Source organism: Aquirufa beregesia, assembly GCF_011090385.1.
GTDB classification, from domain to species: domain Bacteria; phylum Bacteroidota; class Bacteroidia; order Cytophagales; family Spirosomataceae; genus Aquirufa; species Aquirufa beregesia.
Map to the genome: position 1 here is coordinate 36,159 of NZ_SEWW01000001.1, position 11,212 is coordinate 47,370.

The 11,212-nt window shown below is 38.8% G+C and carries 10 protein-coding genes; 7 read left to right on the forward strand and 3 right to left on the reverse strand.

Features of this window, described 5'->3' with window-relative positions:
- Window positions 1–158: 158 nt before the first annotated feature.
- Window positions 159–1,430, reverse strand: coding sequence for a peptidase T (pepT, locus tag EWU23_RS00145; protein WP_166227608.1), 1,272 nt, complete (start codon window positions 1,428–1,430; stop codon window positions 159–161).
- Window positions 1,431–1,612: 182 nt separating this feature from the next.
- Here pepT and EWU23_RS00150 point away from each other — a divergent pair, with 182 nt between their 5' ends.
- Together EWU23_RS00150 and EWU23_RS00155 are read left to right on the forward strand one after the other, a co-directional pair.
- Window positions 1,613–2,884 (forward strand): citrate synthase, encoded by a 1,272-nt coding sequence (locus tag EWU23_RS00150; protein WP_166227620.1) that lies wholly within the window; start codon window positions 1,613–1,615, stop codon window positions 2,882–2,884.
- Window positions 2,885–2,988: 104 nt separating this feature from the next.
- The gene (locus tag EWU23_RS00155; RefSeq protein ID WP_166227622.1) at window positions 2,989–3,486 is read left to right on the forward strand and encodes a septal ring lytic transglycosylase RlpA family protein; all 498 of its coding nucleotides are present in this window, start codon (window positions 2,989–2,991) and stop codon (window positions 3,484–3,486) included.
- Between the two features lie 923 nt (window positions 3,487–4,409).
- On the opposite strand, the gene EWU23_RS00160 is transcribed toward EWU23_RS00155, so the two are convergent.
- Both EWU23_RS00160 and EWU23_RS00165 read right to left on the reverse strand, forming a co-directional pair.
- The gene (locus EWU23_RS00160; RefSeq protein ID WP_166227624.1) at window positions 4,410–5,657 is read right to left on the reverse strand and encodes an OmpA family protein; all 1,248 of its coding nucleotides are present in this window, start codon (window positions 5,655–5,657) and stop codon (window positions 4,410–4,412) included.
- A 3-nt stretch (window positions 5,658–5,660) separates the two neighbouring features.
- Window positions 5,661–6,308 (reverse strand): 7-carboxy-7-deazaguanine synthase QueE, encoded by a 648-nt coding sequence (locus tag EWU23_RS00165; RefSeq protein ID WP_235942123.1) that lies wholly within the window; start codon window positions 6,306–6,308, stop codon window positions 5,661–5,663.
- Window positions 6,309–6,408: 100 nt separating this feature from the next.
- Here EWU23_RS00165 and EWU23_RS00170 point away from each other — a divergent pair, with 100 nt between their 5' ends.
- From EWU23_RS00170 to EWU23_RS00190, 5 genes are read left to right on the forward strand one after another with little or no spacing between them, the layout of a single operon-like run.
- On the forward strand, window positions 6,409–6,714 hold the full coding sequence (locus EWU23_RS00170; RefSeq protein WP_109322691.1) for a hypothetical protein: 306 nt from the start codon (window positions 6,409–6,411) through the stop codon (window positions 6,712–6,714).
- A 5-nt stretch (window positions 6,715–6,719) separates the two neighbouring features.
- Window positions 6,720–8,648 carry an NAD(+) synthase gene (nadE, locus tag EWU23_RS00175; RefSeq protein WP_166227626.1) on the forward strand — a complete coding sequence of 643 codons (1,929 nt, stop codon included), beginning with the start codon at window positions 6,720–6,722 and terminating at the stop codon, window positions 8,646–8,648.
- Window positions 8,649–8,651: 3 nt separating this feature from the next.
- A complete protein-coding gene (locus tag EWU23_RS00180; RefSeq protein WP_166227628.1) occupies window positions 8,652–9,419 on the forward strand; it encodes a type III pantothenate kinase in 768 nt (255 codons plus the stop codon).
- Between the two features lies 1 nt (window position 9,420).
- Window positions 9,421–10,470, forward strand: coding sequence for an agmatine deiminase family protein (locus tag EWU23_RS00185; RefSeq protein WP_166227631.1), 1,050 nt, complete (start codon window positions 9,421–9,423; stop codon window positions 10,468–10,470).
- Window positions 10,467–11,147, forward strand: coding sequence for a hypothetical protein (locus EWU23_RS00190; protein ID WP_166227633.1), 681 nt, complete (start codon window positions 10,467–10,469; stop codon window positions 11,145–11,147). The genes EWU23_RS00185 and EWU23_RS00190 overlap by 4 nt, the downstream gene beginning before the upstream one ends.
- The last annotated feature ends 65 nt before the right edge of the window (window positions 11,148–11,212 follow it).

The following is an 11,212-nucleotide window of genomic DNA, read 5'->3' on the forward strand; positions in this document are numbered from 1 at the left end:
ATTCTGAATTTTCTATTTTGGTTCTAATCATTTCAAGTCAATTAGGCAGAATTAATTCCAAAAGAATGTAAGAAATTAATTCAAGATTGAAAGTGTGGGATGATGTTTAATCGGCTGAAGAAAAACAAGCTCTGGGTTTAAACCCAAAGCTTGTTTTTTTATGAGATAGTCTTTTCTGCATAAATGGCAGCAAGATGTACGATAGTCTCCGTCGCTTTTTGCATATCCTGAACACTCACCCACTCTTGTTTACTGTGAAAGGCATGCTCACCAGCAAACAAATTCGGACAAGGTAAACCCATGAATGTCAGTCGGGAACCATCCGTTCCCCCACGTATACTTTGCATTTCTGGATTTAATCCAGCTCTTCTCATGGCCTCCATCGCATTTTCTAGGCAAGCAGGGTGATCGACTAAAATCTCATTCATATTGCGGTATTGTTGCGTTTGCTGAAATTGAACTTTGGAATGAGGGTAATTCTCTAAAACCTTATGAGTTATTTCTTGAAGTAGATTACCATATTCTTGGAGCTTTTCCGTCTTGAAATCGCGTAAGATTAATTCAATTTCAGCAGCCTCTACACTACCATAAATTCCTACAGGATGAATAAACCCTTCCATTTTCTCAGTACTTTCAGGACTTAAGTGATTTTTGGGTAGTTGATTTACAATTTCTGCCGCTATTTTTAGGGCGCTTTCCATGCGTCCTTTGGCAAAACCAGGATGTTGAGAAATACCTTCTATCTGTATTTTAAATCCATCAGCAGAAAAAGTTTCATTTTCTAGATGACCTCTTTTTTCACCGTCAATGGTATATCCATATTGCGCATTGACTTGATCTAAATTGACATGGTCAGTTCCTCTTCCCACCTCTTCATCTGGAGTAAATAGGATGGAGATGGGGCCATGAGGAACTTCTGGATGTTCTATCCAAAACTGAATGGCATCCATAATTTCAGCTACTCCGGCTTTATTATCTGCTCCCAAAAGAGTTCTACCACTTGCCGTTATGATATCGTGACCCATTTGTTCGGCTAAATCTGGATGCTCTTTTAAACGAATGACCACCGACGAATCATCAGGTAAAACCAAATCTTGCCCTTGGTAATTACGGTGAATGATGGGCTTAACCTGTTTACCCGAACAGTCGGGCGAAGTATCCATGTGAGCACAAAAACATATACCAGGAATGGACTGATTTATATTGGATGGCAGCTGAGCATATACATAGCCATACTCATCCATATGGGATGAGTCAATTCCAAGTTGTTTTAATTCCTGAACTAAAACTTTTCCTAAATCTTTTTGTTTCTCTGTAGTAGGGCTATTAGAGGAGCTGGGGTCAGATTGTGTGTCAATTTGTACATAAGTAAGAAAACGCTGGGTGGAGCTGTAGGAGTAGTTATTGAACTTTTGGGAGATATTGGTCATAAAAACCGATTATTTTTGAAATATAGAAAGAAAAAATTGTGTTAAATAAATTTATTTTTTTTGGATTCATAAAGGTAATTAACCTTTCAAAATTACGTATTATCTTAGAGGCTTGAATTTTGCTTGAAGCAATAAGCTTCTTCAATATTTAAGATTATACCAAAGTTAAGCTTATAAAAATTATGTCTCAACCGGCTACTATTAACCTCGAAGGGAAATCCTTTGATTTGCCTACTCTGGAGGGTACAGAGAACGAAAAGGCCATCGATATCGCAAAATTGCGTGATTTGACGGGTTATATTACGTTTGATCCAGGCTTCAAAAATACTGGAGTAACTAAAAGTTCAATTACTTATTTGGATGGAGAAGATGGGATTTTGCGTTACCGAGGTTATAGCATTGAAGAATTAGCAGATAAAGCTTCGTTTTTAGAGGTTGCTTATTTGCTCATTCATGAGGAATTACCTACACAAGCTCAGTTGGATGCCTTTTCGGCTGATATCCAATCTTACACTCAGGTAAATCAAGATTTATTTAAGATTTCTGAAGGATTCCCAACAAACTCACATCCTATGTGTACCATTGCTGCTTTAGTAGGAGCGATGTCTGCGTTTTATTCTACAGATGAAGCAGGTGATGATGAAAAAAGTGTATTGAGATTATTAGCTCAGTTGCCTATAATGGCTACTTGGTCCTATAAAAAATCCATGGGTGAAGGTATCATTCAACCGGACACTTCGGTGGATTATTGTTCTACCTTTTTGCAAATGATGTTCGCTAAACCAGGCGAAAAATATACTGGCGATGCTGTGGTATCAAAAGCATTGAATAAATTATTAATCTTACATGCTGACCACGAACAAAACTGTTCAACCTCCACGGTACGTTTAGTTGGTTCTTCTCATGCTAATTTATTTGCGTCTATTTCAGCAGGTATCAATGCCCTTTGGGGACCATTACATGGTGGTGCTAACCAAGAGGTGATAGAAATGTTAGAAGCAATTAAGGCAGATGGGGGTGATACAGATAAGTACATTGCCATGGCGAAAGATAAAAATTCAGGTTTCCGCTTGATGGGTTTTGGACACCGTGTGTACAAAAACTTTGATCCTCGTGCGAAGATTATTAAAAAGGCAGCGGATGATGTTTTGACCGCTCTAGGAGTCAATGATCCTGTGTTGGCTATTGCCGCACGCTTGGAAGCCGCTGCTTTAAGTGATGAGTATTTTGTAGCTAGAAAGCTATATCCGAATGTCGATTTCTATTCAGGAATTATCTATCGTGCTTTAGGAATTCCAACCAATATGTTCACCGTGATGTTTGCCATTGGTCGTCTTCCAGGTTGGATAGCACAGTGGAAAGAAATGCGTGCTAACAAAGAGCCTATTGGTCGTCCAAGACAAATTTATACTGGGGCAACAAGCCGTGCATTTGTTGAGATTGCTCAACGATAGGCTTATTTTCCTAACGATTTTTAACTAGCCCCAAGCCCTTCCTTCGAAGGGCTTTTTTGGTTTACTGAGGTATTAGGGCTAATTTGCAAGCTTAAATAGAATGCATGACATTACAATTCAAGCGATTTTTTCTTTTTGTCCTCCTTTTTATGGGAGTGTTTGTAGAAGGATTATTAGCTCAAAATCAACAAGGGAAAGCTTCTTATTATCATAAGAATTTAAGTGGAAAAAAGACATATAGCGGAGAACGTTATAATGCTTATTTATTCACTGCTGCTCACCGGAAATACCCTATGGGAACATGGTTAGAAATAACCCATATTCAATCCGGAATTAAGTCGTATGTTCGGGTTAATGACCGTGGTCCGCATCATAAACGTTTATTGATTGATGTGTCTTTTAGCGCAGCTAAAGAATTAGGTATCGTAGGCGCAGGTATTGCTCCTGTGCTTATACGTCCATTAGAAGAGACTGATTTACGAGATACGCTTTTAACCTTCTTGCAAAAAAGGGATAGCCTTATCTTACAGGAGCATCCTTATACGGTCTATGTCAAAAAGGCGAAGAAAAAGAAGAAGTCAAAAAAGAAAAAGAAGAGATAGGGTTTAGTTTTTAGTGTCTTGTCCTGATATAGGTTGACAGTTTTTAGGACGACTCAGCTGGTAGTTATCGAACATTAATATTTGGGATTTTCCGATATGTATTTATTGAAGCAATACATGTTATTTTATATCGCACTCTACTTTAATGCGATTACTTAGGTATTTCTTTTTTTTAAAAAAAAGAAACAAAAAAAAATGAAGTACGGTTAATCCTAAGACGAATTCCGCTACGCGGAACCGATGTTCACTCCGCATACGGCTTTAATCTTTGACTCTAACGCACATGGCCTATGCGCCGGGTCAAATATCCGCCTACCGCTTCGCTCATGCTACGTTCCCATCTTTCGTTGGGATTAACCTCATCAGTTGTCTTTATTAGAGTTTAGTTTTTAGAATGAATTTTGAGATTTTTTGATAGAAAATACCGTCGGTCAGCACGAGCGAAAGATGATGAACTCAGCGGTAGACGAGGTTTTGACCTTAGCAAAGGCGATGCGTGTCGGCGTCAAAAATATAGGCGATAGCGGAGTGAATTACGGTTTCGCGAAGCGAAATTCGCCTTTGATGACCGACAAGAAAAGAATTTTTTTTGTTTCTTTTTTTTCAAAAAAAAGAAATACCGTAAAATTGGATTTTAAGTGATGTTATTTATGAGCTGATTCAAAAGAACTATAATCACACCATTTACCATGAACTTTAATTTTTATAAAAAGAAAGACTTTGGAGGTTTTGAAACTGCTAAATTTTTATTTAAGATGTATTATTAACAAACCTAAAGTCAACTTATTTCAGAACAAGACCACATTTAGCTTTAAAAATGAAAAAGCCAGTTGATTTATATGCAGCTTAATTTATATTTACAATGAATTATTAATAAACCCAAAGTCTACCTATTTCAGGACAAGACAAATATTTCTAAGTAACTAATCACTTAAAAGCACGATCTCGATCCTTCGATTCAACTTCCTAGCTTCTGCTTGAACAGGTGCTACTTTGGGTTTAAGAAAGCTGAGTCCCTTGGTTTGAATTCTAGTGGCGGCAATCCCTTGATTTATTAAGTAAAGTTTGATGGAATTGGCCCTTTTCTCAGAAAGAACTTGATTGGATTTAGCTTGCCCAATTTCATCTGTATGCCCTCTGATTTCTATTTTTTGAATGGGGTTTTCCTGGAGATAATGCGCCAATTTTAGTAAACTAGAAGGAATAGGGCTGGGAATGTTCCATTGGTTTGTCGCAAATTGAATATCATCAAAGCTGACATCTAGCAACTTGATTTTGGAAGGTGCCGGCACTACTGGATCTACCTTAGTTGGAAGTACTTTTTTCACCATCCAAATGGAATTGGGAATGATGATACGATGTAACTCTTCTTCTGTAGCCTGACCCGGCTTGTTTCTAGAAATAAAATATTCATTTTCATGAATACCTAAGCATATTCCTGCCTCATTTCCTGAACTATTTAATTCTAATATATTTTTGGGCACAAGCCATTGGTTATTTTCTAATTGACTTTGATAAAAATCTAATCCCCCTTGTCCACCTTTTTTATCACTGGAAAAGACTAATACTTCTTGTTTTTCCAACCAATAAGGTCCTTGTTCATCTGTGGAGCTATTGATTTGAGAACCCAAATTAACAGCCAATTTCCATCGTCCATGAGCATCTTTTTCACTCACCCAAAGATCTCTCTTGCCTTGCCCCCCGGGTCTGTCCGATGAAAAATAGAGTTTTTTACCATCCTGACTTAAGGAAGGTTGACCTTCCCAATCATGGGAATTAATCAGTATACCTAAATTTCGAGGTTTAGTCCAGCTTTCATTGACCCAATAACTTTCATATAAATCACAGCCGCCAAAACTGTTTCTGTATTCACAGCCTGAAAAGATCAAGGTGTTCCCATCTTTAGATAAGGTAACAGTCCCCTCATTAGTATCTTGGTTAATACTGATAAGTGCTTGAGGATCAATGAATTTTTCTCCATCCCAAGTGGCTACTTGTAATTCTTCATCGGATTGATTTCCCCGGGTTGTATAGTAGATTTCCTTTCGAGATTCCGAATAATGTGGAAAATACTGTGCTTTTTGAAGATTGAGTTCGGTGATAGGTGCCGATGTTAGGCTATCTGAGGATAATCCCCATACACTGAATGAAAATATCCAAGCCGCTAGCATGTGTTAGGGGATTTGTAAAAACTTATGAGTCTGAACAGATATCTGCCAGCGAGGATTTTCTTTGACAAAATCAACAATCAAAGGATTCATGTCTGCTTGTTTGGACCATTCTGGTTGCATCAGCCAAAGGCTTTTTGCAGGTAGTTTTTCTGTCCAAGATTGTGACCAGACTATATCTGAGGGATGAAAAATGACCACTTTCAGTTCGTTGACTAATGGAAATATGTATGGATTAGGGTCCTTGAATTTTTTAGGGGAAAAACAGACCCAATCCCATACACCCGTTATTTGCTTGCCAACACCTGAAGTCTCGATATGGGTTCTAAAGCCTGCCTCTTGTAAAGCTTCAGTTAGTGGGTTTAAATCATGCATCAAAGGCTCTCCGCCAGTAATAACAACGATTCTACCTGGAAATTCAGATGCTTCTTGAACTAATTCAGCTACTGTTTTAATCGGATGTGTATCTATGGGCCAAGATTCTTTCACATCACACCAATGGCATCCTACATCACAACCGCCCAAACGAATGAAATAGGCCGCATGTCCTTGGAATTTTCCTTCACCTTGAATCGTATAAAAAGATTCCATCACTGGATACTCAAAAGCATCTCTTTTTACAACTGATTTTATATCTTTGGTGTTTGATTGCATGCAAGGCTAAAATTCTAAGTAAAATTAAGCTTTGATTTGTAATTTAACTAATAAGAAATCGTTCTTATAGACAGGATCGATTTTTTATTTTTCTCTTAAAATGATCAAGAATCAAACATTCCGTATTTTTTGGATGTTTTTTATAGGAACCTTCCTAACAGTTGGGATGAGTTCTTGTTGGTCAGCGCGCTGTCCTAGAGAGACATGTCGTGTACGGGTTGAACACCGTCACGGAGAAAGTTATTATCGGCCTAGAGAAGCATTTTCTTGGATGTGGACTCCCCGCTATAAGCATGTGAGAACCTCCAACTACGCGACCATAGGCCCCAATAAGCCTACAAAGAAAAGAGCTTGGTATCAATTTTATAAACCAGCTGATCGTGTTAGTTCCAAGAAACCCCGTTAATCATTATGCCTAAAATAGCAATAGCTGCCGGGGTTCTTAACCAAGTACCTTTGGATTGGAAGGGGAATCACGCCCGAATCATATCTTTAATTCAAGAAGCCCAACAAAAACAGGCTGGTATACTTTGTTTGCCTGAGCTTTGTTTGACGGGCTACGGTTGTGAAGATCAGTTTTTAAATGCCCATACTTCTGAGAAAGCTTGGGAGTACTTGCTGCAATTACTACCTCATACCCAACATATCTTAGTGTGGGTTGGATTACCCATTTTTTTTGAAGATAAATTATATAATGTAGCAGCTTGTTTGGCTAATGAAAAACTGATTGCTTTAATTCCGAAGCAACATTTAGCCAATGACGGTGTCCATTATGAAACGCGTTGGTTTAACCCTTGGCCTGCCCATAAAAGAAGCTTTATTTCCACCAGTTTGGGAGACATTCCCATAGGAGATTATCGTATTCATGCGGATGGTATCAGTATAGGTATTGAAATATGTCAAGATGCTTGGGAAGGAGAAAATAGACCAGCCCACTCCTTGGCACAGCGAGGGGTATCGGTCATTTGTAGTCCTACTGCATCTCATTTTGCCTTTGCTAAGTCTAAAACGCGTCAGCGATTAGCCATAGAAGGTTCTAACATCATTCAAGGGGCCTATGTCTTTGCTAATGTATTAGGCAATGAATCAGGAAGAACTATTTTTGATGGGGATGCCTACTTGGTTCATCAGGGTCAAATACTAGCAGAATCCAAGCGATTCAGTTTTAAAGATAGCCAATTGATTATTGCTTCTGTCGATATCAGTAGTGAAACGAGTACGGGAGAAGATCTCCTACAAGCTGATGTTGATTGGCCGAAGCCAAGTGAATATCCGAACTTTGAGGGAGCCACCTGGGAACATTCAGGAAACATCAAGGAAGAGGAGTTTGCCCGAGCTGTCAGTTTGGGATTGTGGGATTATGTAAGAAAATCACATTCCTTTGGTTGGGTAATATCGCTTTCCGGAGGAGCCGATTCATCGGCTATTGCAACCTTGTGTTATTTAGCAGTAAAGTTGGCCTACAAAGAGTTAGGTTGGGAGGGAGTTCAAGCAAAAATGGCTTACATTCCTTGGATAACAGATATTGCATCTGAGAAGGATTTTATGGCCAAAATTTTAACCACGGCATATCAAGGAACAGAAAATTCTTCTGATCAAACCAGAGCTTCAGCCAAGGCTTTGGCGGAAAGTATTGGAACAACCCATTACGATTGGAACATTGATGTATTGGTAAAAGAATATCGGGGCATCATTGAGAAGGCCATTGGAAGAACCTTAAGTTGGGAACAGGATGATATCACTCTACAAAATGTTCAAGCCAGATTACGTAGCCCTAGTGTTTGGATGCTGGCCAATATCAACAATGCTTTATTATTAGCGACTTCCAACCGTTCGGAGGCGTCCGTAGGATATGCTACCATGGATGGAGATACATCGGGTTCTATTTCTCCTATTGCAGGAATTGATAAAACATTTATTCGTCAATGGCTGATTTGGATGGAGAAAGAGGGATTGGATGGGGCATGGCACTTATCAGGCCTATCACATGTCAATACATTAGAACCAAGTGCAGAATTAAGACCATTAACATCCAAGCAAGTGGATGAGGAGGATTTAATGCCTTATCCTATATTAAACGCTATTGAACGCTGGGCCTTTTTTGATAAATTGTCGCCTGCAGCTTGTTTGCAAAATTTGATCCAGGAATATGGTTCGCATTTTACGGAAGAACAATTGACTGTTTTTTGTTCTCGATTTTTCCGATTATGGGCAAGAAATCAATGGAAAAGGGAGCGCTATGCACCTGGTTTTCATGTGGATGATTATAGTTTGGATCCAAAATCATGGCTTCGTTTTCCAATTTTATCTGCGGGATTAGAAAAAGATATTAAACCTTAACACATGCTCTTAGTAGTAGATATTGGAAATACCGACATTGTCTTTGGATTTTATACTGAAGGGGAGTGGAAATTGATTTTAAGAACGCCTACTCACCAGCCTTGGACTACGTTGCGGATGGAAAATTGGATTCGTCAGGAGTGGTTAGAGAAAAATATAGGTTCGCTGAAGCCTCAGAAATTAATTATTTCTTCCGTAGTTCCTTCTGTTTCCTATCATGTTCAAAAAGGCCTAGAAAATTGGCTTTCTGTTTCGGCTGATATCATGTCGCCTAAATTGTATCAGAAATTCCCTATTGATATTATTTCTCCAGATGAAATAGGATCTGATTTAGTAGCCAATGCCGTGTATGCGCATTATGCCTATCAAGCGGATGTGTTAATTGTTGATTTTGGTACTGCTTTAACCTTTACTTTAGTGAATGCACAGGGAAAAATGGAGGGTGTTTCCATTGCTCCTGGACTAAAAACGGCGGTAAAATCTTTGTTTTCTCAAACAGCTCAATTACCCGAAGTACCCTTAGAAATGCCTCATTCTGCTTTAGGATTTGATACCGTAAGTGCGATTCAATCGGGCATATTGTGGGGATATGTTGGTATGGTGAAAGAGATGATTCATCGGGTAAAGGCGGAGAAGGGCCAACATGTCAAAGTATTGGCTACCGGCGGATTGTCGTCTATTTTAACCCCTTTAGAATCCTATTTTGATGAGGTGAATAAGTTAATCACCTTAGATGGATTACGTTTAATTTCTGAAAATTACTTGGATTAATATGGTATCGACTCCTAAAGAAAGAGGCTTTTTTTTTCCTGCAGAGTGGCATCCTCATGAAGCTACTTGGATTACCTTTCCATACAATGATCATTCCTGGCAAGGAGGTAAATTGGCTCAGATGTATCCTGAATACTTTGCACTCATCAAAGCTATTTCACTAGGAGAAAAGGTGAAAATTAACGTCAATAATGTAGCACTTAAAGATTTTATTTTAGGAGAGTTACTCAAGTATCAGATTGATCCTCAGCAAATTGAATTATTTATTCGCCCTACGAATGATGCCTGGTGCCGTGACCATGGACCTGCATTTTTAATTAAGAACGGTAGTCCAGAACGACTATTAATTGACTGGGGATATAATGCTTGGGGAGGGAAATATCCTCCATTTGATGATGATGATCGAATTCCTCAAGCCATCGCTAAAGATTTAGGTGTAGCATGCCAAAGTCCAGGCATCATCATGGAAGGAGGATCGGTGGAATTTAATGGGAAAGGTACGGTATTGACAAGTCGTTCATGTTTATTAAACCCTAACCGTAACCCACATCTAACTCAGGCACACATTGAGAACTACTTGCAAGAGTATTATGGAGTGGATCAGGTCCTATGGGTCAGTGATGGAATTGTAGGGGATGATACCGATGGTCACATTGATGATACCGTTCGATTCGTGAATGAAGATACAGTCATCACCATGGTCGAACCTAATGTAGCTGACGATAATCATGCTGTTTTGGCTCAAAATTTGCAAGAATTAAGAGAAATGAGGTTGTTGGACGGTCGGCCGCTTAAGATTATAGAGATACCCATGCCAGATGCCGTGGTGATAGATGAATTTAGAGCGCCGGGATCATATGCCAATTTTTACATCTCTAATGCGGCAGTAATAGTGCCAACCTTCCATTGTCCTCAAGATTCCATTGCTTTGGAAATATTGTCGACTTTATTCATCGATAGACCAGTGATAGGTCTTTCTGCCAGAGAAATAATCTGGGGACAGGGTAGTTTCCATTGTCTGACTCAGCAAGAGCCTAAGGCAGTCTTATGAGATATGTTCTCCTTTTTTTGATGGGTATACCATTTTTCTCTTGTAGGAAAGAGGCTATTCCTGTCAAATCGGAAGTTCCGATTCAAAAAGTCTTGGTAAAAGATAAGCAGGTGCAGTTCCATTGGACTCAAATGGCAGCTAAAAATATTCAAGAAAATATCACGCAAGCCGATGAACTTTTATTGGTTTATTCGGTGGTAGCCATTGAAAAACAACAAGTTGTTCAGATTCAACAATCATCGCATTATCTAGGAAAAGTTAAGCAGGGCCTTCTTATTAATTTGAAAGAAATTCCGCCATTGACGATCAAATTGAAGCCAGGACAAAGTTTAGGAGTTCAAGTGACTCTGTGGGAAGTAGATGATTATCAAAAAATTCAGCAGGTATTAAAACAAGTTAATCAATGGGGAGGGGTATTGCAAGTTCCGGTATCTATATTGGAATTATCTTCATTAACGAATCCATTGGGATGGTTTATGTGGGGGATGAGAGCGAGTGGTTTGGGCATGGATTTATGGAGTAAATGGGATGGTAATGATCGATTGGGAATATCAGAGATGCAAATTAATGGAGATAAGCTGGGTAGTTTTAAGAAAAATGGCACTTGGAAAAGTGGACCTAAGATGCTCAATGACTATCACTATGATTTCTCTTATGAAATAAGCGTAAGGGATTGATGAATTAAAGGGTTTATTTAGGGATTATTCGTAATTTTATAAGCTTGTTGTCGTTTATAACCCAT

What these genes read in the sequence shown, in the direction of transcription:
- pepT (WP_166227608.1), bottom strand. Translation starts at nt 1,430, where the DNA reads ATGACCAATATCTCCCAAAAGTTCAATAACTACTCCTACAGCTCCACC.
- EWU23_RS00190 (WP_166227633.1), top strand. Translation starts at nt 10,467, where the DNA reads ATGAGATATGTTCTCCTTTTTTTGATGGGTATACCATTTTTCTCTTGT.
- EWU23_RS00180 (WP_166227628.1), top strand. Translation starts at nt 8,652, where the DNA reads ATGCTCTTAGTAGTAGATATTGGAAATACCGACATTGTCTTTGGATTT.
- EWU23_RS00155 (WP_166227622.1), top strand. Translation starts at nt 2,989, where the DNA reads ATGACATTACAATTCAAGCGATTTTTTCTTTTTGTCCTCCTTTTTATG.
- EWU23_RS00165 (WP_235942123.1), bottom strand. Translation starts at nt 6,308, where the DNA reads ATGCAATCAAACACCAAAGATATAAAATCAGTTGTAAAAAGAGATGCT.
- EWU23_RS00160 (WP_166227624.1), bottom strand. Translation starts at nt 5,657, where the DNA reads ATGCTAGCGGCTTGGATATTTTCATTCAGTGTATGGGGATTATCCTCA.
- EWU23_RS00150 (WP_166227620.1), top strand. Translation starts at nt 1,613, where the DNA reads ATGTCTCAACCGGCTACTATTAACCTCGAAGGGAAATCCTTTGATTTG.
- nadE (WP_166227626.1), top strand. Translation starts at nt 6,720, where the DNA reads ATGCCTAAAATAGCAATAGCTGCCGGGGTTCTTAACCAAGTACCTTTG.
- EWU23_RS00185 (WP_166227631.1), top strand. Translation starts at nt 9,421, where the DNA reads ATGGTATCGACTCCTAAAGAAAGAGGCTTTTTTTTTCCTGCAGAGTGG.
- EWU23_RS00170 (WP_109322691.1), top strand. Translation starts at nt 6,409, where the DNA reads ATGATCAAGAATCAAACATTCCGTATTTTTTGGATGTTTTTTATAGGA.